The organism is Marinobacter sp. ANT_B65 (assembly GCF_002407605.1).
Lineage (GTDB): Bacteria > Pseudomonadota > Gammaproteobacteria > Pseudomonadales > Oleiphilaceae > Marinobacter.
Genome location: NZ_NXGV01000001.1, coordinates 304,126 through 326,362, shown reverse-complemented (window position 1 = coordinate 326,362; position 22,237 = coordinate 304,126). Strand labels below are relative to the sequence as shown.

At 54.4% G+C, this 22,237-nt stretch carries 21 protein-coding genes and 1 pseudogene; 17 read left to right on the top strand and 5 right to left on the bottom strand.

Annotation, left to right across the window (positions count from 1 at the left end):
* Positions 1–30 precede the first annotated feature (30 nt).
* The 5 genes and pseudogenes from CPA50_RS01495 (at position 31) to CPA50_RS01475 (ending at position 7,102) form a co-directional block, all read left to right on the top strand.
* The gene (locus tag CPA50_RS01495) at positions 31–1,185 is read left to right on the top strand and encodes an NnrS family protein (protein WP_227519440.1); all 1,155 of its coding nucleotides are present in this window, start codon (positions 31–33) and stop codon (positions 1,183–1,185) included.
* A gap of 258 nt (positions 1,186–1,443) precedes the next feature.
* Positions 1,444–3,036, top strand: a complete 1,593-nt coding sequence (locus CPA50_RS01490) for an antiporter (RefSeq protein ID WP_096780725.1) — start codon at positions 1,444–1,446, stop codon at positions 3,034–3,036.
* A gap of 393 nt (positions 3,037–3,429) precedes the next feature.
* Positions 3,430–4,474, top strand: a pseudogene (gene dctP, locus CPA50_RS19865) (TRAP transporter substrate-binding protein DctP).
* Positions 4,475–4,796: 322 nt separating this feature from the next.
* The gene (locus CPA50_RS01480) at positions 4,797–6,137 is read left to right on the top strand and encodes an MFS transporter (protein ID WP_096780724.1); all 1,341 of its coding nucleotides are present in this window, start codon (positions 4,797–4,799) and stop codon (positions 6,135–6,137) included.
* 110 nt (positions 6,138–6,247) lie between these two features.
* The gene (locus CPA50_RS01475; RefSeq protein ID WP_096780723.1) at positions 6,248–7,102 is read left to right on the top strand and encodes an ion transporter; all 855 of its coding nucleotides are present in this window, start codon (positions 6,248–6,250) and stop codon (positions 7,100–7,102) included.
* Here CPA50_RS01475 and CPA50_RS01470 read toward each other — a convergent pair.
* On the bottom strand, positions 7,058–7,435 hold the full coding sequence (locus tag CPA50_RS01470) for a SirB2 family protein (protein WP_096780722.1): 378 nt from the start codon (positions 7,433–7,435) through the stop codon (positions 7,058–7,060). The two genes, CPA50_RS01475 and CPA50_RS01470, sit on opposite strands and share 45 nt — an antisense overlap.
* A gap of 126 nt (positions 7,436–7,561) precedes the next feature.
* Between CPA50_RS01470 and CPA50_RS01465 the strand changes: the two genes are divergently transcribed.
* The 3 genes from CPA50_RS01465 (at position 7,562) to fabB (ending at position 10,674) form a co-directional block, all read left to right on the top strand.
* Entirely contained in the window at positions 7,562–8,746 is a 1,185-nt protein-coding gene (locus CPA50_RS01465; protein ID WP_096780721.1) for an NnrS family protein, read from the top strand.
* A gap of 195 nt (positions 8,747–8,941) precedes the next feature.
* Complete coding sequence (gene fabA, locus CPA50_RS01460) at positions 8,942–9,451, top strand: bifunctional 3-hydroxydecanoyl-ACP dehydratase/trans-2-decenoyl-ACP isomerase (RefSeq protein WP_096780720.1); 510 nt, start codon at positions 8,942–8,944, stop codon at positions 9,449–9,451.
* Between the two features lie 11 nt (positions 9,452–9,462).
* Positions 9,463–10,674 carry a beta-ketoacyl-ACP synthase I gene (gene fabB / locus CPA50_RS01455; RefSeq protein ID WP_096780719.1) on the top strand — a complete coding sequence of 404 codons (1,212 nt, stop codon included), beginning with the start codon at positions 9,463–9,465 and terminating at the stop codon, positions 10,672–10,674.
* A gap of 6 nt (positions 10,675–10,680) precedes the next feature.
* Here the strand turns inward: fabB and CPA50_RS01450 are convergent, their stop codons facing one another.
* Positions 10,681–11,037 (bottom strand): helix-turn-helix transcriptional regulator, encoded by a 357-nt coding sequence (locus CPA50_RS01450; protein ID WP_096780718.1) that lies wholly within the window; start codon positions 11,035–11,037, stop codon positions 10,681–10,683.
* A gap of 157 nt (positions 11,038–11,194) precedes the next feature.
* Here CPA50_RS01450 and yegQ point away from each other — a divergent pair, with 157 nt between their 5' ends.
* From yegQ to CPA50_RS01410, 8 genes are all read left to right on the top strand, one after another.
* The gene (gene yegQ, locus CPA50_RS01445) at positions 11,195–12,511 is read left to right on the top strand and encodes a tRNA 5-hydroxyuridine modification protein YegQ (protein WP_096780717.1); all 1,317 of its coding nucleotides are present in this window, start codon (positions 11,195–11,197) and stop codon (positions 12,509–12,511) included.
* Between the two features lie 241 nt (positions 12,512–12,752).
* Complete coding sequence (gene sufB / locus CPA50_RS01440) at positions 12,753–14,201, top strand: Fe-S cluster assembly protein SufB (protein WP_096780716.1); 1,449 nt, start codon at positions 12,753–12,755, stop codon at positions 14,199–14,201.
* A gap of 79 nt (positions 14,202–14,280) precedes the next feature.
* Positions 14,281–15,054, top strand: coding sequence for a Fe-S cluster assembly ATPase SufC (gene sufC, locus CPA50_RS01435; RefSeq protein WP_096780715.1), 774 nt, complete (start codon positions 14,281–14,283; stop codon positions 15,052–15,054).
* 12 nt (positions 15,055–15,066) lie between these two features.
* A complete protein-coding gene (sufD, locus tag CPA50_RS01430; protein ID WP_096780714.1) occupies positions 15,067–16,353 on the top strand; it encodes a Fe-S cluster assembly protein SufD in 1,287 nt (428 codons plus the stop codon).
* A gap of 5 nt (positions 16,354–16,358) precedes the next feature.
* Positions 16,359–17,612, top strand: coding sequence for an aminotransferase class V-fold PLP-dependent enzyme (locus tag CPA50_RS01425; protein ID WP_096780713.1), 1,254 nt, complete (start codon positions 16,359–16,361; stop codon positions 17,610–17,612).
* 13 nt (positions 17,613–17,625) lie between these two features.
* Positions 17,626–17,979 (top strand): HesB/IscA family protein, encoded by a 354-nt coding sequence (locus CPA50_RS01420; protein WP_096780712.1) that lies wholly within the window; start codon positions 17,626–17,628, stop codon positions 17,977–17,979.
* Positions 17,980–18,018: 39 nt separating this feature from the next.
* Positions 18,019–18,561, top strand: coding sequence for a putative Fe-S cluster assembly protein SufT (gene sufT, locus CPA50_RS01415; protein WP_096780711.1), 543 nt, complete (start codon positions 18,019–18,021; stop codon positions 18,559–18,561).
* Positions 18,562–19,023: a SufE family protein gene (locus CPA50_RS01410; RefSeq protein ID WP_096780710.1), complete on the top strand. Its 462-nt coding sequence runs from the start codon at positions 18,562–18,564 to the stop codon at positions 19,021–19,023. It abuts the gene before it with no gap.
* Between the two features lie 23 nt (positions 19,024–19,046).
* Here the strand turns inward: CPA50_RS01410 and CPA50_RS01405 are convergent, their stop codons facing one another.
* The 3 genes from CPA50_RS01405 to CPA50_RS19400 all read right to left on the bottom strand — a co-directional run bounded on the left by CPA50_RS01405 (position 19,047) and on the right by CPA50_RS19400 (position 21,112).
* Positions 19,047–20,267 carry a flagellar assembly protein T N-terminal domain-containing protein gene (locus tag CPA50_RS01405; RefSeq protein WP_096780709.1) on the bottom strand — a complete coding sequence of 407 codons (1,221 nt, stop codon included), beginning with the start codon at positions 20,265–20,267 and terminating at the stop codon, positions 19,047–19,049.
* 59 nt (positions 20,268–20,326) lie between these two features.
* Complete coding sequence (locus CPA50_RS01400) at positions 20,327–20,875, bottom strand: LPP20 family lipoprotein (protein WP_096780708.1); 549 nt, start codon at positions 20,873–20,875, stop codon at positions 20,327–20,329.
* Between the two features lie 84 nt (positions 20,876–20,959).
* A complete protein-coding gene (locus CPA50_RS19400; protein WP_179397130.1) occupies positions 20,960–21,112 on the bottom strand; it encodes a hypothetical protein in 153 nt (50 codons plus the stop codon).
* Here CPA50_RS19400 and CPA50_RS01395 point away from each other — a divergent pair.
* Entirely contained in the window at positions 21,111–22,232 is a 1,122-nt protein-coding gene (locus CPA50_RS01395) for a multifunctional CCA tRNA nucleotidyl transferase/2'3'-cyclic phosphodiesterase/2'nucleotidase/phosphatase (protein ID WP_096780707.1), read from the top strand. The genes CPA50_RS19400 and CPA50_RS01395 overlap by 2 nt on opposite strands.
* The last annotated feature ends 5 nt before the right edge of the window (positions 22,233–22,237 follow it).

Here is a 22,237-nt window from a genome sequence, read left to right as displayed (position 1 = left end):
TGCCCAAACCGTCAATTGAGCTGGATGATCTTGAACAAGTCAGTCAACAGGCACCCGCGCAAAGTTCATGCCTTCTGGCTGTTTTTCCCCGCAGCAAGCCTGCTGGCAGCCATCGCTGTACCGCTCTCTGTGTGGGCAGTGTGGTCTGGCACAGGATGGCCGGCAGGGCTGCTTGGCGCAGGCCATGGCCATGAACTGATTTTTGGCTTTGCCCTGGCACTCGTAGCCGGTTACACCCTCGGCCCCCAGCCTGCATCCCTGCTCTATCCGCTTCTGGGCCTCTGGCTGGCGGCCCGGTTGAGCTGGCTTCTTTTACCCGATAGTTTTTCAGCCCAGCTCCTGAGCCCCATCTTCGCTCTGGCGCTTGCCTGGCATGTTGTGCCCCGCTTCCATGCAGCAAAAAAATGGCGAAACCGTATGGTGGGGCCGCTGATTTTGTTAATTTGCCTGCTTGCTGTTGTCTTCGGACTATCCGGGGCACTGAGTCTGCCTGATGAGCCCTGGCTACCAGGCCCATTCAGACTTATGCATTCCGCGATTACAGGATTGCTGCTACTGATGACTTTTATGGGTGGCAGGATCATCGCGCCAGCGGTTGCCGGCACGCTGGAGAAAAAAGGCATTCCTCTCGAAGCCCGCGTGCAGCCACGCATTGAAGGAATGCTGATTGTAGTATTGGGATGTTCGGTTTTCCTGACAGCCTTCCCGGTGATGAACCCGATCACAGGCTGCCTGCTGATTCTTGCATCAGGGCTGATAACTCTGCGGATCCTGAGATGGAAGCCATGGCTGTGCCGGGAGCGCCCGGATTTACTGGTATTGATGGCAGGATATGGATGGCTCGCCATCGGCGCATTGGCAACCGGGCTGGCGCTGTTATGTGGTACAGCACTGATTCCATCCCTGCACCTGATTACTGTCGGAGCACTAGGCATTCTCTCCACCAGCGTCATGCTCCGGCTGGCCTGGCAAAGAAGTCACCGGAAACCTCCTGCCGCAGGTGAAGTTTTCCCGATCGCAGCAATCCTGTCTGCAGCGGCAGTCAGCCGGTTTCTGGCCGGTGAGTCACCCTTCAGCGAGCCCGGGCTACTGTGGCTGTCCGCCAGCTTGTGGGCGCTCGCCTACCTGTGGGTAGCTTTCAGGCTATGCATTCTGGCCCAACACCCCAAAAACCTCGGGAAATGAGGGGCTACCTCTCCTGCGCCTCCCCCAAAAATCATTACCCACTTAGTGATACATATGCAACATTTTACTTATATAACAATAAGTTAAACACAAAAAACCACAACCTTCCAGGAAGCTCCGAACACACCCCTATTCGCCAGGACTTTTCCTTGACTTATGTCATGAATTAACCCGCACCAGGCTTTGCACAATGGCGTCAAGAAGCCCGAAAACAGCAAACCAAGCGGTTCCGGGCAGGCTAACTTAGGGAGTACTGTTATGGCTAAAACCAACGCCGACATTGAACACTGGGATGTCGAAAGTGACGAGTTCTGGGAAAGGGAAGGCAAGCGTATTGCTTCCCGTAACCTGTGGATATCCATTCCCAGCCTGCTGATGGGTTTTGCTGTCTGGCTGATGTGGGGAATGATCACCACCCAAATGAAGAACCTGGGGTTCTCTTTCAGCATAGAACAGCTGTTTACTCTCTCGGCAATTGCCGGTTTATCCGGTGCCACCCTGCGGATTCCCGCATCGTTCATGATCAAGATTGCCGGCGGGCGTAATACGGTTTTCCTGACTACAGCCCTGCTGATGATCCCTGCCGCAGGCACTGGCATCGCTCTGATGAACCCGGACACACCATTCATTGTGTTCCAGGCTCTGGCGTTGCTTTCCGGTATCGGTGGCGGCAACTTTGCCTGCTCCATGAGCAACATCAGCTCGTTTTATCCCAAGAGTAAACAGGGCTACGGCCTGGGTATGAACGCCGGCCTCGGTAACTTTGGCGTTACCACCATGCAGGTTCTGATTCCGCTGGTGATGACAGTTGGCGTTTTTGGTGCTCTGGCAGGTGATCCGATGCAGCTGCAGAGCCCAAGCGGCACGCTGATTGGCCGCATTGAGGCGGGCACAGACACCTGGATTCAGAATGCTGGATTCATCTGGCTGGTTTTTCTTGTTCCACTGGCATTCGCCGGATGGTTCGGTATGAACAACCTTAGGGTGGTTACTCCGAACCCAGGCAACCCCATGTCGGCTTTCGGAAAAATTCTCGGACTATACGGCGTCGGCATTCTTACCTCCGTTGCCGGCGTCTGGGCGCTCAGCGTCATGAACATGTGGCTGGCGCTGCCGTTGACCATCATTCTGACCGTCGTTCTGTTGCGCCTGATCCCCGGCGATATCAAACCCAACATCAAAAATCAGTTTGCGATTTTCAGCAACAAGCACACCTGGTCCATGACTGTGCTGTACATTCTGACCTTTGGCTCATTCATTGGCTTCTCGGCGGCTCTGCCGCTGTCCATCAGCGTTATTTTCGGCAACATGATGGACGTTGCTGCAGATGGCACGGTAACCCGCGTTGTTAACCCGGATGCTCCAAGCGCACTGACCTGGGCCTGGATGGGACCATTCGTTGGCGCACTGATTCGCCCTGTGGGCGGCTGGATTTCCGACAAAATGGGCGGCTCTATCGTTACCCAGATCATATCTGTGGTGATGGTTGTTGCCTCGGTAGCAACCGGCTACGTGATGATGCTGGCCTATAACTCTACAGATCCCAACAGCTACTTCGCACTGTTCCTTATCCTGTTCATCGTGATGTTCGCCGCCAGCGGTATCGGCAACGGCTCCACCTTCCGCAGCATTGGCTACATTTTTGATCAGCAGCAGAAGGGCCCCGTACTGGGCTGGACCAGCGCCATCGCAGCCTATGGCGCCTTCATCGCGCCCAAGCTTCTCGGACAGCAGATTCAGGCGGGAACCCCGGAAGTCGCAATGTATGGCTTCGCAGTATTTTACGCTCTGTGTCTGGTTGTGAACTGGTGGTTCTACCTGCGCAAGGGTGCGTACATCAAGAACCCGTAGACGGGGCGATTACAGCGGCGCCTGTCTGGATGACTGGCGCAGGTCGTACCCGCGGAGGTCACCTGAGAAGCCACCTTCAATATCACTTACAACTCAGGCACTACTGGCAGGCCCAAAGGCACACTCCACGATTACAGGTTCCGGTCCCGGCAATTGATGCCAAGCTATTCCAGTCGCGATTAGCTGGCCCGGAACTTTATCGGCAACACAGTGAAACTGCGAATACAAAATCCTACCTGAAATATAAGCCCCCTACATAATTTATTGTAAATGCAAAATCTCATGCTAAATTCATATAGTCTCGATTTGCTATGCAATTCATGATACCGCAGAGCGAAACAACAATAAAATCTGAAAACTTCACAAAAAGCCATAAAAACAAGAGGTCATACTTTGAAGATACTTACTCGCTATCGCAAAAAACTCGCCGTATATGCATCCGCCATTACACTCGGTGTTTCTGCCGCTCTGATCGCCAGCCCCGCAGCCGCACAGGAAACCGTTACCTGGAAGGTACAGTCTCACTGGCCAGGCTCCAGCAGCTCCTTTGAGGACAGTCTTGTACGCCTTAAAAATGTACTTGCAGAGCGCACAGATGGCCGCCTTCAGCTCGAACTTTACGAATCCGGAGCACTGTTCAAAGCCCGCGAGACCTTTAAAGCCGTCAGTCGCGGCGTTCTCGAGATGGGCACCATTAACGCATCGTATGCCCAGGCCTCAATGAGCCTTGCTGGTATTGCTTCAGGCTTGCCGTTTGCCTTCCGGAATGTCTGGGAAGCCTCATATTTCCTTCAGAGCCTTGGGTTCGAGCAGATGTTGCGGGACGAAGCGGCAGAACACGGCGTTTACTGGTCTACCGAAAAGGCCTACCCAACCGAGATGGTGGTTAAGACCCATCAATAGCCAGGAGGACTTTTCCCGGCTGAAGATTCGCTCCACGGGTACGCTGCAGAGATTCCTGACTGAAGCTGGCGCTGCCGCGTCTTATATCCCGGGTAGTGAGCTGTACTCTGCACTTGACTCAGGCATCATTGACGGTGCCCATTGGGGAGCAGCTCAGGGCGCAGCCAGCATGGGCCTTTACGAAGTAACCAAGTATCACGTCAAACCAAGTCTGACCATAGCCGGTACTGATGCCATCATCGTCAGCCAGAAAGCCCTGGATAAACTTCCGGAAGACATGCAGCAGACTGTCAAAAAGACACTGGAAGAGCATTTCTGGGTACGCACTAACGAATACCAGTATAAAGAACGAGTTACCCTCGCCAAAGCGATCGCCGAAGACGGCGTCAGGATTACTACATTGCCCGATGACGTTCAGGAGCGCCTTGTTAAAACAGCCCAACGTATGTGGGATGAAGAAGGCAAGCGCAGCGACAGGACGCAAAAAGCCCTGGACATGCTGAAGAGCTACCTGACCGATCTCGGGTACCTGTAAGCCTGCAAGCCTGAATGCCGGGTACGCCTCATAAAGGCCGCCCGGCTTTACTTGTCTCAGGCTTTACTTGTCTCAGGCCTTACTACCCTGAGGCAGCCACGCATACGCTATTCCGTGAAAAACTGAATTAAACCGTATTTCTTGCAGAAAACCACATTGCAAAACCTCATCAAGTAGAACTTGCGCACAACCTGCCAGCGGCTGCCACTCATGCACCCTGCAAGAGGTACCTCCAATGCCCTCACCTAGAAAAACCAGGATTTGATAAAGTCAGGAAAACTGTCAACACAAGCCGGCAGTACAGACTTCTGAGGCCCCCAAAATGATCACACCAAGCAAACCGCAACAGCACCGAGCACTGGGGCTTTCCACCCTGGCATTCACGCTCTGCTTCGCCGTGTGGACAATCTTCTCCATCATCGGCATTCGCATCGCTGAGGATCTGGGGCTATCGGACACACAACTTGGCCTGCTCATGGCTACGCCAATTCTGACTGGCTCAATCAGCCGGTTGTTTCTTGGCATCTGGACGGACAGGTATGGCGGGCGCTGGGTGTTCGGCATACTCATGCTGACCACGGCCGCCTGTGTTTACCTGCTGACCTTTGCCACTACCTATCCGATGCTTCTGGTCGGTGCTCTGGGGGTTGGTCTTGCTGGTGGCGCATTCATCGTAGGCGTGGCCTACACCGCCGCGTGGTTTGAGCCTGCGCGTCAGGGCACAGCTCTGGGCATCTTCGGCGCGGGTAACGTCGGCTCCGCGGTAACCAACTTCGGCGCCCCTTTTCTGCTGGTAGCCTTTGGCTGGGAAACTACCGCACAGGTCTACGCGTCTGTACTTGCCGTTATGGGCGTTGTGTTTATTCTTCTGGCAAAAGAGGACCCGATTTCCGCCGGCCGCAAGGATGGAGAACAGCAGCGATCATTCATGGAGCAGATGGAGCCGCTAAAAGACCTTAGAGTCTGGCGCTTTGCTCTTTACTACTTTTTCGTATTCGGGGCTTTTGTCGCTCTTGCCTTATGGCTACCCCACTACCTGATTGGGGTTTACGGTCTGGACATCCGAACGGCTGGCATGATTGCGGCGCTCTACACCATACCGGCATCCCTGTTCCGCATCCTTGGTGGCTGGATGTCTGACCGTTTCGGCGCACGACGAGTGATGTACTGGACGTTTATCGCCTCCGTCGTCTGCACTTTCCTGCTCAGCTACCCTCCCACAGAATATGTGGTTCACGGCATTGATGGTGATATTCGCTTCACGATGGAAATGAGCCTTCCCGCATTCGTGGCGTTGATTTTCACCCTGGGCTTCTTCATGTCCCTCGGCAAAGCCGCTGTCTACAAACACATACCCGTGTACTACCCCATGCACGTGGGCGCCGTTGGTGGTGTTGTGGGCATGATTGGCGGGCTTGGAGGATTTATTATGCCGCTGACCTTTGGCGTACTGAGTGATGTGACAGGCATCTGGCAGAGCTGCTTTATGCTGATGTTTGTTATTGCGGCCGCTGCACTGGCCTGGATGCACTACGCCATCCGCTCCGCCGAACGGGTTGAATGGGCAGCAAACCAGGAACAGACTGATTTGCCCGAACTGGCATCGCCACAACTGTTTTATCCAGTAAACCGCAAATCCAGCGTTAAAAGCCCAACAAAGTAAAAGGAGGAGGGTGACGGGCTTTTATTGAAATCTATGTAACAACACTGTTCCAGTTCGAGCCGGGCTATTAGAATCCGCACAACCCGTTTTCATCTGGAGCAGTAAAGACCATGTCCCTGGAACTATCGCCCGCTACCGGCTTCACCCAATTGCGCCGAATTGAGTCCAGCACACTCTTTCAGGGCGTAGTTATCGCCATTATCATACTGTCGGCCCTTACTATCGGCGCCAAGACATACGACCTTCCGCCTCTCGTAGAGCAGGCTCTGAGCGTGATGGACAACGCCATCACGCTGTTTTTCCTGATCGAAATCCTGTTCCGCTTTGCTGCCAGCCCGGCAAAACGGCGCTTCCTGATGGATGGCTGGAATCTGTTTGACACTCTGGTGGTGATCGGAAGCCTGATTCCTCTGGACAACTCAGAGGCAGTCCTGCTCGGACGGTTGCTGCGGGTATTCCGGGTGCTCCGCCTGATCTCGGTAGTGCCTGAGCTGCGATTTCTCATCAACTCGCTGCTCAAAGCCATTCCCCGTATGGGCTACATCGCTCTTCTGATGTTTATCATCTTCTACATCTATGCAGCCATGGGCTCCATGTTCTTCGCCCGCGTAGACGAGACTCTCTGGGGCGATGTGGCTATTTCGATGCTGACTCTTTTCCGGGTGGCCACATTTGAGGACTGGACAGATGTGATGTATGCGACCATGGATCAGTATCCATTAAGCTGGATCTATTACCTGACATTTATTTTTCTGACGGCGTTCGTTTTTCTGAACATGATGATTGGCGCGATTCTGGAAGTGATGAGCGAGGAACAGAACGCCAGGCAGGCCCAGCAGGCTCACGATGAGCGTGATGAAATTACACGCCAGCTTCGTGAGGTGCAGGGCCAGCTTGCAGAGCTGATCAGCCACACCAGATCAGAAAAGAACGGGCTTGCTCATCGCAAGGTAGAAGATGAATGACACCTGAAGCAGCGCCAGAGCAGCAGCAGCAACACGAACCGGGCTTGATATAGTGACCTTCAGTGCAAACAGCCCTGCGGCGATGTAGCCCAGCAACAACAGGATCTTGGCCATCAACCAGCTCTGCTCCAGGGGATTCCAGCCGCCTGCAAACAGAAGGCTGATGGCCGCAACAAGCAACACTGTGTCGTTAGCGTGGGGAATCCAGCGCAGAGGGGTCTGACGCCAACCAGGTCGCCCCACCAGGTCGAGCAGGAGCCGCAGCATGAACAAGGTGATGGTGAGGTAAGCTGCGGTCATGTGAAGGTGTTTCAGGATCACGTACGTACTCATAGATCATTCCATTAGGATTCAAAGCGATAGCGGCATTGTACGCAAAGATACCACCAACCGGGTATGTTATTTCTGGCCCTACACGTATAACATATACTCCACATATATGTATTAGCAGGAACCAGCATGCAGGCCATCCCGACATCCGTTAGCGCAGATAGCGCCAGCTTCAGCCAGCTGTTCAGTTATCCATTCCGTATTTTCTTTCTGTCGATGACATTGCTGGCTCTTCTGGTTATCCCTCTCTGGGTTTTTCAGGTAACCGGTGTCATCACCCTTCCTCTGGCGTTGCCCGGACTTTTCTGGCACCAGCACGAGATGTTGTTTGGTTTTTTGTCTGCAGCCATCGCCGGTTTTTTGCTAACGGCTGCCTGCGTGTGGACTCAAACCGAACGCACTCATGGTTTCCGGCTGGTGTTGCTCTGGGGTGTATGGCTGGCCGGGCGGCTGCTTCTGGCCCTGGGAGCCAATGTGCCAGACTGGCTGGTGCAGAGCGTCAACCTGGCTTTCCTGCCGCTGGTCATGCTGGATGCGGGCTGGCGCATCTGGCATGCCAGGCAAATGCGCCAGCTCATGATTCTGGTGGTACTGGGCCTTTTATGGTTAATGCAGATCGGGTTTGTCACCCGCCTGGATATGGCCTTCAGCCATGGTGCACTGATCGCGGCTATGGCACTGATCAGCATCGTCGGCGGACGTATAACACCCGCATTTACAACAGGCTGGTTACGCCAGCGGGGGCTTGATGCCAACGCAGTAAAAACCATTCCGGCGCTGGACATGGCCACACTGTTTTCCATGATCCTGCTAACCGCATCTCTGGTTACCGGCTGGCAAACTGTTACCGGCATTCTGGCAATCATTGCCGGCACGCTCATGCTGATCCGACTGGCTAACTGGAAAGGCTGGCTGGCTCGCAAAGAACCGCTGTTATGGGTTTTGCACCTGTCCATCCTTTGGGTGCCCGTTGCCCTGTACCTTCTTGCAGGCACACTTTTCGCTGGCTGGCCCTCCAATGCCTGGAGCCATGCTGCGGGCACAGGTGCCGTCAGCAGCCTTATTCTGGGAGTCATTGCCCGAGTGACACTGGGCCACACAGGCCGCCCGCTGGTGTTACCCAAAGGCATGGTTCTCGCGTTTATAGCTATTCAACTGGCCGCGCTGGTCCGCGTGTTTACCGCATTCGATATCATTCCCTGGCACCCCGGCATTGGCAGCAGCACCCTTCTCTGGATTTTCGCCTACGGCATGTTTCTGGTGCGCTATGTAAAAATACTCGCAAGCCCCAGACCTGATGGCCGCACAGGCTGACGGGGCTCGTGCAGTTTGAAGGGGGGCAGGTTCGTGGGGAGCCTGCCCTTTTTTATTCTGCTATACCTCCCGAAGGCCTCCCGCAACTTGCAACTGCATCGTTTTAACGTTAATTATCAACTAATGGTCAATAGCGACTCGCGAAAAAGCAGCTAAAGTACCAGTAAATCATTCTGTAACAGAGACGATGGCACTATGAACCCGGACCATTTTGACAAAGAAGACCTGATTAAATGCGGTCATGGCAAACTTTTCCCGGGCGCCACGCGGCTGCCCATTGATGAGATGTTGATGGTTGACCGTGTCACCCACATAGGCACGGACGACGGCCTTTACGGTAAAGGCAGCCTGGTAGCGGAGCTGGATATCCATCCGGACCTCTGGTTTTTCAAAGTGCACTTCGTAGACGACCCTGTCATGCCCGGCTGCCTCGGCCTTGATGCCATGTGGCAGCTGGTAGGTTTTTATCTTGCCTGGGGCGGCAGCGAAGGCAAGGGCCGTGCACTGGGTGCCGGAGAAGTGAAATTCACCGGACAGGTCCTTCCCACCAACAAAAAAGTGCGTTACTACCTCGATATCAAGCGTGTGATCAAGCGTAAACTTACGCTGGCCATTGCCGATGGACGCATGGAAGTGGATGGCAAGGAAATCTACACGGCTAAAGACCTGCGGGTTGGCGTATTCACTTCCACTGATGATTTTTAGGAGCTAGCAAGATGCGGCGTGTTGTAATCACCGGCATGGGGATTGTCTCCAGCCTTGGAACCAATCAGAAAGAAGTCACCCACTCCCTGAAGGAGTCTGTGCCCGGCATCGGTTTCAGCGAAGAAGCCCGTGACAATGGGTTACGCAGCCATGTTTGTGGTCAGATCGACCTGAACCTGCCGGAACTTATTGATCGCAAGCTTCTGCGCTTCATGTGCCCGGCTGCGGCTTACACATATCTTGCCGCCTGCGAAGCCATCGAGCAGGCTGGACTGACTAAAGACCACCTCACAGCCAACAGCACCGGTGCAGTGTTTGGTACCGGCGGAGCGTCAACCGTCGAGTTGCTGGATGCGATAGATACCCACCGCGCTAAAGGCATCCGTCGGGTCGGGCCTTATCGCGTGCCCCGGACCATGGGCAGCTCAATCAACGCAACCATAGCTACGGCATTTGGCATCACCGGTATTAACTACGGCATTACCTCAGCTTGCGCCACCAGCGCTCACGCCATTGGCCATGCGGCTGATCAGATTGCTCTGGGGCGCCAGGATGTCATGCTTGCCGGCGGCGGCGAAGACATTCACTGGACCCTGAGCCTGATGTTTGATGCCATGGGCGCGCTCTCAACCAAGTACAACGATACCCCCGAGAAGGCATCGCGCACCTACGACAAAGACCGGGATGGCTTTGTTATTTCCGGCGGCGGCGGCACTTTGGTGCTCGAAGCACTGGAACACGCTGAAGCACGTGGAGCGACCATTCTTGCAGAACTGGTTGGCTTCGGTGCTACTTCCGATGGCGCAGATATGGTTGCCCCCAGCGGCGAAGGCGCTGTGCGCTGCATGCAACAGGCCATGAAAAGCCTGGATGGAGAGATCAGCTACATTAACACCCACGGCACCAGTACACCTGCAGGCGACGTGACTGAGCTGACGGCTCTGAAGCAGACCTTCGGCGATAACATTCCGCCACTGAGCTCTACCAAGCCTCTCTGTGGTCACGCTCTGGGTGCAGCCGGCGTTCATGAAGCCATCTACAGCATCATTATGCAGCGGGAAGGCTTTATCGCACCTTCAGCCAATATCGAGAACCTCGATGAGGGGGCCGAAGGCTACCCGATCGTGCGCGAACGCATGGACAACCAGAACCTGGATCTGGTCATGAGCAACAGCTTTGGCTTCGGTGGCACCAACGCAACGCTGGTTTTCAAGAAGCACTAACGCAAGTCAGGAACGTCTGACAGAGCGATATTCAGCCGGGGAAGTGCCCATCCAGCGCTTGAATGCCCGGCTGAATGCGCTAAGTTCCGAAAACCCGAGCTGCTCGGCAATTTCCACCAGCGGCTTGGTTTTATCCTGCATGTAAGTCAGCGCCTGCTTACGGCGCACATCCTCCAGCAAGCGGGCAAAGGTTAATCCCTCTCGCTTGAGTTTTTTATGAAGCGTATAGCGGCTCATGTGCAGCTGTGACGCCACCACCTCAACTCCCACCTTGCCACGGGCAAGCTGTATGCTGATCAGTGAACTCACTCTGCTACTCAACGAAACCCGCACAACTTCCGGGCTCAAAGGCTCTGATACCACCCTCGATCCTCCTTTCTTATGGTTACCAACTCTCTCATTCCGGGTTGCAGCGTACACATGTTAGCTGAAAATAATCAATAAGACGTTTGAGCAGGATCAAGGGAAAGCACTCCAGCCTGCGGCAGAATACCCCACCACCGATTTAACCGGAGCCCCCATGATTATCCCGGAACTACTGGCACCTGCCGGCACCCCTGAGCACCTTGAAACTGCATTTGCCTATGGCGCGGATGCCGTGTACGCCGGACAACCACGTTACTCACTGCGGGTACGAAATAACAGCTTTAAAGACACTGCTGCTTTGGGGGCCGGTATACAGAGAGCCCACACCCTGGGCAAACAGTTCTATCTGGTCTCGAACATAGCTCCACACAATGACAAGGTACGCTCCTACCTGAGAGACCTGGAGCCAGTACTCGAATACAAGCCGGATGCCCTGATTATGTCGGACCCCGGCCTGATCATGCTGGTGAAAGAAAAGTGGCCGGATCAACCCATTCACCTGTCGGTGCAGGCTAACGCAGTAAACTGGGCAACCGTTGAATTCTGGCGGCGCCAGGGCATCAGCCGGGTGATCCTCTCACGCGAACTCGCGCTGGGTGAAATCCGCGACATTCGCGAACGGGTTCCACAAATGGAACTGGAAGTGTTCGTGCACGGCGCGCTGTGCATGGCCTACTCCGGGCGTTGCCTGCTCTCTGGCTACATGAATCACCGGGACGCCAATCAGGGAGCCTGCACAAATGCCTGTCGCTGGAATTACAAGCCGGTACAACACAGTCACGACCAGACCAACGATCTGATCGCAACATCCGCCGATGCAGTACAGTCATGCGAGCCCAGAGAAATCCTGCTGGAAGAACCTAACCGCCCTGGCAGCTTTATCCCGGCTTACGAAGACGAGCACGGCACTTACATCATGAACTCCAGAGACCTCCGCGCGGTTCAGCACGTCGCTGAACTGGCCGCCATGGGCGTGCACTCCCTGAAAATAGAGGGACGCACCAAAAGCACCTATTATGTAGCCCGCACCACACAGGTTTACCGCCGAGCCATAGACGAAGCGACACAGGGCAAACCTTTTGACATGAGTCTGATGAATGAGCTGGAAGCTCTGTCTAACCGTGGCTACACCGAAGGCTTCCTCCGCCGGCATATGCCACAGGAATACCAGACTTACGAACAGGGCTCCTCCTATCTCGGCACCCAACAAGTAGTCGGAACCATCAGCAATGCCGACGGCGACTGGCTGACCGTTGACGTAAAAAACAAGTTCGCCCCCGGCGACCAGCTTGAACTGATCACTCCACTCGGCAACCTTTGCTTTTCGGCACACACCATGGAAAACCAGAATGGCAAAGCCATGGACTATGCACCGGGCAGTGGGCACATTGTCCGCATCCCCCGGCCGGCCCGGACTCCCGATTCGCTGGAACACAGCTACCTCACTCGCATACTGCCATCCGGGACCTGAGATCGAGCCAGGCCCAAGCTCCGTATAAGCTCACACCAAAGCCGCAACACCTGCCAGATTTAGCCTCTGGCAGGTGTATTACGCTATAATCGACTTTCCCGCAATTTAATACCTGACTAATTTAGTATGGTATTGTACAATCACGAGCAAGAAGCAACAGATCAGCCCCCGCAACCCACTCTGGTTGCCGGCAAATTAAAGGGCCCGAGAGCCCCCGATGAGAGAATACGGAGCGACGATCATGGCGACCACCGACCAAGAGGTGAACGAACTGATCAAACGGGAATACGAACACGGTTTCGTTACAGAAATCGAGACTGATACGTTCGAAGCCGGTTTGAATGAAGACGTTATCGCCCGCCTTTCTGCAATCAAGAAAGAGCCGGAGTTTATGCTGGAATGGCGCCTGAAGGCCTATCGTCGCTGGCTCGAAATGAAAGAGCCCGACTGGGCGCATGTGGGTTACCCGAAAATCGATTACAACTCGATTTCTTACTATTCGGCGCCCAAGCGCAAAGAAGACATGCCCCAGAGCCTCGATGATGTCGATCCCGAGCTCCTCAAAACCTACGAAAAACTCGGTATCCCCCTGCACGAGCGTGCAAAGCTTGCCGGTGTGGCCGTGGATGCGGTTTTCGACTCCGTATCGGTTGCCACGACTTTCAAAGAGCCTCTGGCAAAAGCGGGCGTTATATTCTGCTCGATTTCTGAAGCCATGCGTGATCACCCGGAACTGGTCAAAAAGTATCTGGGCACGGTTGTGCCACATACTGATAACTACTTTGCAGGACTCAACTCTGCAGTTTTCTCCGACGGGACCTTTGTTTATGTTCCCAAGGGCGTTCGCTGTCCCATGGAGCTGTCGACCTACTTCCGTATCAACGCAGCAAATACCGGCCAGTTTGAGCGCACGCTGATCATTGCCGACGAAGGCAGCTATGTGAGCTACCTGGAAGGCTGCACAGCCCCTATGCGCGATGAAAACCAGCTGCACGCTGCAGTGGTAGAACTGATCGCTCTTGACGATGCCCAGATCAAGTACTCCACAGTACAGAACTGGTATCCCGGCGACGAAAACGGCAAAGGCGGCATCTATAACTTCGTAACCAAACGTGCAGCCTGTATCGGGAAAAACTCCAAGGTTTCCTGGACCCAGGTTGAGACAGGTTCGGCCATTACCTGGAAATACCCCAGCTGTATTCTTCGCGGAGAAAACAGTGTCGGTGAATTTTATTCAGTCGCACTCACCCACAATTACCAGCAGGCCGATACCGGCACCAAGATGATTCACCTGGGCAAAAACACGTCCAGCACCATCATCTCGAAGGGTATTTCGGCCGGCAAAAGCTCCAATGCCTATCGTGGTCTGGTGAAGTTCGGCCCCCGAGCCGAGGGTGCGCGCAACTTTACCCAGTGTGATTCGTTATTAATTGGCGACCGCTGTGGTGCGCATACTTTCCCTTACATCGAGAGCCTGAATAAAACCGCAATCGTTGAACACGAAGCGACCACATCCAAGGTCAGCGACGAGCAGATGTTTCTTTGCCGTCAGCGTGGTATTGACCCGGAACAGGCCGTCTCCATGATTGTGAACGGGTTCTGTAAAGAAGTTTTCAAGGAGCTGCCCATGGAGTTTGCGGTTGAGGCCGGCAAGCTTCTGGAAGTGAGCCTGGAAGGTTCTGTCGGCTAAGCCGGCGCGAACCCGAAGCATCTTGCAAGCAAACCGGATTCAGACGGTTAAAACAGTTTAAACAGAGAGAAGCCTACAAATGCTGAGCATCAAAAACCTGCACGCATCCGTTGAGGGCAAAGAAATCCTCAAGGGCATAAACCTGGAGATCAAAGCCGGGGAAGTACATGCCATTATGGGCCCGAACGGGTCGGGCAAAAGTACCCTTTCCCAGGTGCTCGCAGGCAACGACGCGTTTGAAGTTACCTCTGGTGAAGTCACGCTGAACGGCGAAAACCTGCTTGAAAAAACAACCGAAGCCCGGGCTCGGGATGGTGTATTTCTCGCATTTCAGTACCCGGTAGAAATTCCTGGTGTCAGCAACCTCCAGTTTATGCGCACAGCCGTTAACGCCATGCGTCACCACAATGGCGAGCCGGAAATGAACGCGGCTGAGTTCATGAAGCTGGCACGGGAAGTATCGAAGCAAGTGGATCTGGACCCGGCGTTCCTCAAGCGCGGTGTCAACGAAGGCTTCTCCGGTGGTGAGAAAAAGCGCAATGAGATCATGCAGGCACTATTGCTGCAGCCGAAGCTGGCTATTCTGGATGAAACCGATTCCGGGCTTGATATCGATGCTCTGAAAGTAGTCGCAGACGGCGTTAACGCCCTTCGCTCAAAAGACCGCGCAATTCTGATGGTGACTCACTATCAGCGCCTGCTGGATCACATCGTGCCTGATTACGTACACGTACTTGCCGGCGGCCGGATTATCAAATCCGGTGGTCGAGAACTGGCACTGGAGCTGGAAGAACGCGGCTACGGCTGGCTTGGCATCAAGGATGAAGCAACTGCAGCCAGCCAAGCCAATTAAGGAGATCGCGGAATGAAACCAGCATCCACCCTTTCCACCGCGTTCCTGCACCCGGCCGGCCAGGCATTACCTGAGCCCTTACTTGCGTTGCGCAAGCAACGTGGAGCCGCTCTGGTAGATATGCCGCTGCCAACGCGAAAAACGGAAAACTGGAAATACTCCAGCAAGTACCTGAAGCTGACTGACGAGATGGCCATCTCACTGCCAACAGCGGGCAAGGCCGGCAGTGCGTTGGCGGTTCCCGGCTACAAAGTGGTTTTCAACAATGGCGTGATGATGCCGGAAGCCAGCGAGTATCCGGATCTTGCCGACATACTTATCCAGCGTTTTGGTGATCTTTCAGAAGCAGAAGCCGGTGAACTGGCGGAACGTCTGGACAGTACTCTGGACAATAAAACGGTGCAGTTTGCAGGTATAAACTCTGCACGTTTTGAAGATGGTCTGGTAATTCGTCTAAAGCCGAATGCCGTCCTTGATCAACCATTGTTCATCATTCATGAAGTAACTGCAGATGCCAGCGGGTCCGCCTTTCCGCGGATTTTTGTGGATGCGGGCCGCAACAGCCAGATCACCCTGGTTGAAGAATACATTTCCGGCGGGCAGGAAGCCGTCCTGGTTAATGCCGTCACCGAATTCACTCTTGCAGAAGGTGCGAGGGTTACAAACATCCGCCTGAGCATGGACGGCGAGAACGTACAGCACATTGGAGCCACTGGCGTATTACAACAACGCAGCTCACGCTTTGAAAGCCACTGCGTTGGCTTTGGCGGCCCCCTCCGCCGCCATGACCTGCAGGTGCGACTGGAAGGTGAAGGGGCGGAGTGCAAGCTGAACGGTGTAGTGGTTACCCAAGGCACCCAGCATTACGATAACCACACCACCATCGAGCATGTAGCGGCCCATTGCGATAGTGAAGAAACCTATCGCAACATCGCAGCAGACAAATCCCACGCAGTGTTCAACGGTCGGATTTATATTCATCAGGACGCCCAGAAGTCCAACGCGAATATGAACAACAAGAACCTGTTGCTCACCACTGGCGCTGAAATCGATACCAAACCGGAACTGGAAATCTACGCAGACGACGTCAAGTGCGCCCATGGTGCAACCATTGGCCAGCTCGATGAAGAATCTCTGTTCTACCTGGTATCCCGCGGCATTGGCCGCCGGGAAGCGAATGTGCTGCTGACTATGGCATTCATCAATGAACTGGTAAGCCAGATTCCGGTGGAAGCTGTAAGAGAAACTGTTCAGTCCCGTCTCAATCAGTTCTTTGACAAAGCATTCCAGGAGGCCTGAGCGGCATGAGTGACCTGTCCTTGGCAAATACGGCTACCTGCAAATCGTTTGATGTACAGGCGATTCGTCAGGACTTCCCTATCCTTTCCCAACAGATAAACGGGAAGCCGCTGGTATATCTGGACAACGGTGCATCGGCGCAGAAGCCAACCGCCGTTCTGGATGCCATGGACCACTACTACCGGGAAATGCATTCCAATGTACACCGGGGCGCTCACACCCTGGGGGACCGCGCAACAGCAGCCTTTGAAGGAGCCCGGGAAACCGTTCGCAGTTTTCTGAATGCACGCAGCACGCAGGAAATCATCTGGACCCGTGGCACCACCGAAGCCATTAATCTGGTGGCAAATGGCCTGGCACCACGCCTCAAGGCCGGTGACGAGATTCTGGTGAGCCACATGGAGCACCACGCCAACATCGTGCCCTGGCAGATGATTGCCGAGCGAACTGGCGCAAAGGTGGTACCAATCCAGATCACACCCCAGGGTGAGCTGGACATGGAATCGTTCAACAGCCTGTTAAACGATCGTACCCGGGTACTTGCCATCACTCACGCATCCAACGTTCTGGGCACAGTCAACCCGGTAGCAGAAATGGTAAGCCAGGCTAAAGCCCGCGGCATCATCACCCTGCTCGATGGCGCACAGGCAGTCCCCCACTTTCAGCCGGACGTACAGGCTCTGGACTGCGACTTCTACGCTTTCTCATCCCACAAACTGTTTGGCCCCACTGGCATTGGCGTGCTCTACGGAAAAACCGCGATGCTGGAGGCAATGCCTCCATATCAGGGCGGTGGCGAGATGATCGAGCGGGTTTCTTTCGAACGTACAACATGGAACGTCCTGCCCTACAAGTTTGAGGCAGGCACGCCGGCGATCGCTGAAGCGGTCGGCCTCGGTGCGGCGATAAAGTACCTCAACAGCTTCGACAGAGAAGCAATGGAAGCGGCAGAGAACGCCTTACTGGAACGCGCCAACCAACTGGTTGAAACTGTTCCTGGCATGGCAATTATCGGTACCGCAAAGCAAAAAGTGCCTGTCATGTCGTTTAAAATCGAGGGTCTGCACCCCAGCGACATAGGCACCTTGCTGGATCAGCAGGGCATTGCCATTCGTACCGGCCATCACTGCGCAATGCCATTGATGGATTTCTACGGAGTTCCCGGTACAGCCCGGGCTTCTTTTGCGTTCTACAATACACTGGACGAGGTGGATCAGTTGTTTACCGCCTTGCAGAAAGTCCAACGTCTGTTTACCTGATGGAGGTGGCACAATGACAGCTGAAATCTTTACTCCGATCGTAGGCGTTACCATGACGCCAAGTGCCGTCAAACACGTGCGCAAGCAGCTCGACAAAAAGAGCGATGCCAAAGGTATCCGGCTGGCGATCAGAAAAAGCGGATGCTCCGGCTTCAAATATGAAACCCAGTGGGTAGATGAAGTCTCATCTGACGACAGAGTGTTCAACATTGATGGCGTTGATGTGTTTGTGAAGGAAGAACACCTGCCTCTGGTAAACGGAATCGAAATCGATTTTGTCACCGAGGGTGTGAACTCCATGTTCCAGTTCCGCAACCCTAACGCAACCGCCGAGTGCGGATGCGGTGAGAGCTTTACAGTAGCTTGATCCTTCCCCCTCTCCGCATGAAATGAGGTTTAACCAGGCATGCAAGAACGTGAAGTCGTCCTGACCAAACGCGAGGTGGAAGCCCGCCTTGTTCCCAGCGGAACGGAAATAATGATCCCGGTCGACAGCTTTGTGACGATCACACAGTCACTGGGTGGTACCTTTACCGTGGCAGTCAATGGTAATCTTGCCCGCATTGAAGGCCACAACGCCGATGCCCTGGGCAAGAAGCCGCTGGAAAGCAGTTTCGAGACCCCTGCTGATGGAAGCATTAACGAGAACCAGATCTGGGAAGCCCTGCGTAACTGCTACGACCCTGAGATTCCCGTTAATGTGGTCGATCTGGGCCTGATCTACGAATGCCGGATCGAAAACGGCACAGAGGACGGCAATCAGGTTTTCATACTGATGACGCTGACTGCCGCAGGCTGCGGTATGGGGCCGGTCATTACTGAAGATGTGAAGGTTAAAGTTGAGCACGTGCCCAATGTGGACAAGGTAACCGTAGAACTTACCTTTGATCCGCCCTGGAACAATGACATGCTCACAGACGAAGCCAAGCTCGAATTGGGAATGTTGTAAATGGCTGCTACGGAACAGGATTTTCTGGACAACCCACTCGGAAAAAACCCGAGCCTTGAAGACGTGCTCGACGGCTTCGAGTTCCTGGACGACTGGGAAGACAGATACGCATTTATTATAGATCTCGGCAAACAGTTGCCTGCCTTTCCAGAAGATGCCCGGACAGAAGAAAACTATGTTCATGGCTGCCAGAGTCAGGTGTGGCTGATCTCTTACTACGATGAGACCAGCGACAAACTCTACCTGCTGATTGACTCTGACGCCATGATCGTTCGTGGCCTGGCGGCGATGATTCTGGTTGCCTTGAATGGCAAGTCGCCAAGAGATTTACTGGCAACCGATATCGACGAACTGTTTGAACGCCTCGATCTGTTCCGGCATATTTCCCCGACCCGCGGAAACGGGCTGCGGGCCATGGTAGGAAAGATTCGCGATATAGCCGCGGCAAAAACAGCTGCCTGATCAGCTCACAGGTTTACTGTGAGCTACCAGATAATGGCAATATCGTCCCGTTGAATATTCACCTGCCCACCAACCCTGGGCATGGTACCGTTGCTGAAATCAGGATGGACGTTATCAAGCGTCACTTTCATCTGACTATCGCTGAGCTCCGGCGTGCCGCCCAGAGAATCGAAATAACGGGCACTGCGGTAAAGGTGAAGTTCATCCCCCGGCCGCAAACCTGCTGTTGCGCCTGACGCCAGGGTAACCAGCTGTCCATCTACCCGGGTAATGCGTGTCATAAAAGGCTGACAGGCAAGTGCTTCGGTTACTGCCCGGGCCATATCCCCGATTACACCAGCGACAGCCTGGCCATAGTGAGTTTTACGAAAACCCTCGGAACCAAAACCAGCTGAGCTGCCAGGGCTGGCATTCCAGTCGGCTGCAGTTTCAAAGCGCTGCTGAAAAATGGGCGAGCCACTGAAGCCATCCAGAACCACCACATCTACCGCCAACCGCCGACGCATATCAGTAGAACCCATACCACGCCGCATCTTGTCCAGAACAGAAGTGCCCCATGCTGCCGGGTCAGCAACGCCAATATCCCTGATAACACCAGCCACTACGAACTGCACACCCATTTCCCTGGCCAGCTGGATCACATTGGTTAGTCTGTTGTCATTCTGCTGCACCGTCGGTGCGTTCAACAGATCAGGAAACAAGCGCGATGTTGTGGCAGAAAATACCTGCAGGTGACCGGCTTCGCGAAGACCTTGCTGAAGGTGCTGCGGCAGGATTTCGCCGGCATCATCTATGCGCCCTAAACGGGCCTGCTCCGGGTACAGAAGCGGAAACCCGGTTATAGCCACCCGCTTTTTCAACCGGCCGCTCGCTCCACCGTCACAACTGGCCTGCCCGGCAGAGATTTCGCCTCGTACGGTTACACGCAGAAGGTTACCTCTGCGATGCTCATCAATGACTTCTACGTTCCTTGCTCTGGCGCTGGAAGCAAGGCGCATGCTGGATTCGGTCAAGACACCGTTTTCCATCGTATCTCTGGTACTTACCTGTGCTTCGTACTGCAGCGCGAGATCACGCATGGCCGCGTTGCGGGCTTCAGACCGCGCTGAAGCCAGATCATCATTATGTATACTGGCATGGCCTACACCTTCCAGAGTAACCGCGTGAGCGCTCGCAACCAGCATCAACTTCACCAGTACAGACCAAAGCGACAGTCGCACGAACCCCGTTATAAACCTGCGCATTGTTTCCTACCCGTTTTTTCGTTCAATTTTCAGTGCCTCAGAATCTGCCGGGCTTGAAATCAGTCTAGATAGTACAGCGAGTCTACATTCTTACTCTGAACGTCTCCGACACTGTCGTTGTATCCAGGCATGGGTATAGGGCAAAGGTCCTGCACCCGATCATCCGAAACCCTGGACACGCAGGCGCGGAAGCGTGGCTCCAGGCGCAATTCCATGACAGTCTCAACAACCCCGTCGCTGTGTTCATTTACAGCAACCATTTTTGCGCCACGGATGTAGCTATCCACATATGTACGGAACGAGTCATTACGAAGAACAAAGTCGTTCACCGTTGCGCTGCCGTAGATGACAGTGCCATACACCCGCTCTGCCAGATTCCGGTATGCGTCCATCTGGGATGCTCTGCGAGCCATCAGGCGCTTGCGGGTATTAAGCCTGTCAGCACTGACATCTTCATAGGTTCCGAAACCGCTGACCCGCACTGTGATGGGTTCAAACTTTCCTTCAAATTGCGCTCTGCTCTTATCGCTGTTCTGGTCTCCGCCAAATAAAGTACAGGCCGCCAGGGTGAATGCCAGAAAAAGGATTACTATCCAGCGAATAATCATGTTCTTGTCTCCAGAGATCGTTTCCTCCAGCCCATGAAAGATTCACGCCAGTTTTGTTAACATGCTGACTTATAGAGACTTCTCTCATATTTTCATAAACCGGAATGTAAAACCGGCAAAAACCTGCCCCTGAATTACTGGCATCATGCGGGCACACCAGAAAACCCGGGTTTGCCTGACCCGCCCGGGAAACGGATAATCCCCGGAAACTTCTCCGAAAGGAATCTTACGCTTCATGCAGACCTATCTGGTTGGCGGTGCCGTTCGCGATGAATTATTGGGCCTGAAGGTCAAAGACCGGGACTGGGTTGTAGTGGGCGCAACCCCGGAGCAGATGCTTGCCCGGGGATTTACCCAGGTAGGGTCCGACTTCCCGGTGTTTCTGCACCCAAAAACCCGGGAGGAATACGCCCTCGCCCGCACCGAACGCAAACAGGGACACGGTTATCACGGTTTCAGTGTTTACAGCGCACCGGATGTGACGCTTGAAGAAGACCTGTTACGCCGGGACCTGACCATTAATGCCATTGCGCGCTCGGAGCAAGGCGAACTGACCGATCCGTTTAACGGTCAAGCCGATCTGGAAGCACGAAAACTGCGCCACGTTTCGGAGGCCTTCAAAGAAGACCCTCTGCGGATTATGAGGACGGCCCGGTTCGCAGCCCGTTTCCAGCCTCTCGGTTTTAGCGTTTGCACAGAAACAATGGCATTGATGCATGACATGGTTGCCGAAGGCGAGGTAGAGCACCTTGTACCCGAGCGGGTGTGGCAGGAAATTCAACGGGCCCTGCACGAACAGTCTCCGGCTACCTTTTTTCAGGTATTACGGGACTGCGGCGCACTCGCTGTGTTAATTCCCGAACTGTCCCCCGACGCCGACTTCAACGCGGCCCTCGATGCCTTGCAATGCATCCACGCAACCGAAGGTTCAACAGCCGAGCGCCTCGCCGCACTGTTTTGCACACTTGACGAGCCCACCTGTACTGCAAGAGCGAAAGCACTGAAAGCACCTAATGACTGCCAGCAACTTGCCTGGCTGACAGTGGCTTTTATCCCGGTCATCAGGCAACTCGATCCAGCGCAGCCGGATGCCGGCACTTTACTCGAATTACTTGAAAAAGCGGACGTCTGGCGGCGACCCGAGCGTTTTTCGAGCCTGACCAGAGTACTTGAGTGTGCCCTTGGATCTGATGACCGTGAACGGCTGAAACCGCTCAAAAGTGCCGCAGACTCTGCCTATGGCGTCGATCCTAAAACTCTGATGGCGCGCGGCTTTTCGGGTAAAGAGCTGGGCCAGGCAATCCGGTCGGAACGCCTGTCCCGTATAACCCAGGCAGTGTCCCGCCCATCTTTTTGAGGATC

Bases quoted from the DNA above. Each gene is read 5' to 3' on its own strand.
- CPA50_RS01470 (WP_096780722.1), bottom strand. From the start codon at position 7,435: ATGAGTACGTACGTGATCCTGAAACACCTTCACATGACCGCAGCTTAC.
- sufT (WP_096780711.1), top strand. From the start codon at position 18,019: ATGCAAGAACGTGAAGTCGTCCTGACCAAACGCGAGGTGGAAGCCCGC.
- CPA50_RS01490 (WP_096780725.1), top strand. From the start codon at position 1,444: ATGGCTAAAACCAACGCCGACATTGAACACTGGGATGTCGAAAGTGAC.
- CPA50_RS01480 (WP_096780724.1), top strand. From the start codon at position 4,797: ATGATCACACCAAGCAAACCGCAACAGCACCGAGCACTGGGGCTTTCC.
- CPA50_RS01425 (WP_096780713.1), top strand. From the start codon at position 16,359: ATGAGTGACCTGTCCTTGGCAAATACGGCTACCTGCAAATCGTTTGAT.
- CPA50_RS01465 (WP_096780721.1), top strand. From the start codon at position 7,562: ATGCAGGCCATCCCGACATCCGTTAGCGCAGATAGCGCCAGCTTCAGC.
- CPA50_RS19400 (WP_179397130.1), bottom strand. From the start codon at position 21,112: ATGAAGCGTAAGATTCCTTTCGGAGAAGTTTCCGGGGATTATCCGTTT.
- sufD (WP_096780714.1), top strand. From the start codon at position 15,067: ATGAAACCAGCATCCACCCTTTCCACCGCGTTCCTGCACCCGGCCGGC.
- sufC (WP_096780715.1), top strand. From the start codon at position 14,281: ATGCTGAGCATCAAAAACCTGCACGCATCCGTTGAGGGCAAAGAAATC.
- sufB (WP_096780716.1), top strand. From the start codon at position 12,753: ATGGCGACCACCGACCAAGAGGTGAACGAACTGATCAAACGGGAATAC.
- CPA50_RS01410 (WP_096780710.1), top strand. From the start codon at position 18,562: ATGGCTGCTACGGAACAGGATTTTCTGGACAACCCACTCGGAAAAAAC.
- CPA50_RS01405 (WP_096780709.1), bottom strand. From the start codon at position 20,267: ATGCGCAGGTTTATAACGGGGTTCGTGCGACTGTCGCTTTGGTCTGTA.
- CPA50_RS01400 (WP_096780708.1), bottom strand. From the start codon at position 20,875: ATGATTATTCGCTGGATAGTAATCCTTTTTCTGGCATTCACCCTGGCG.
- fabB (WP_096780719.1), top strand. From the start codon at position 9,463: ATGCGGCGTGTTGTAATCACCGGCATGGGGATTGTCTCCAGCCTTGGA.
- CPA50_RS01475 (WP_096780723.1), top strand. From the start codon at position 6,248: ATGTCCCTGGAACTATCGCCCGCTACCGGCTTCACCCAATTGCGCCGA.
- CPA50_RS01420 (WP_096780712.1), top strand. From the start codon at position 17,626: ATGACAGCTGAAATCTTTACTCCGATCGTAGGCGTTACCATGACGCCA.
- CPA50_RS01395 (WP_096780707.1), top strand. From the start codon at position 21,111: ATGCAGACCTATCTGGTTGGCGGTGCCGTTCGCGATGAATTATTGGGC.
- yegQ (WP_096780717.1), top strand. From the start codon at position 11,195: ATGATTATCCCGGAACTACTGGCACCTGCCGGCACCCCTGAGCACCTT.
- fabA (WP_096780720.1), top strand. From the start codon at position 8,942: ATGAACCCGGACCATTTTGACAAAGAAGACCTGATTAAATGCGGTCAT.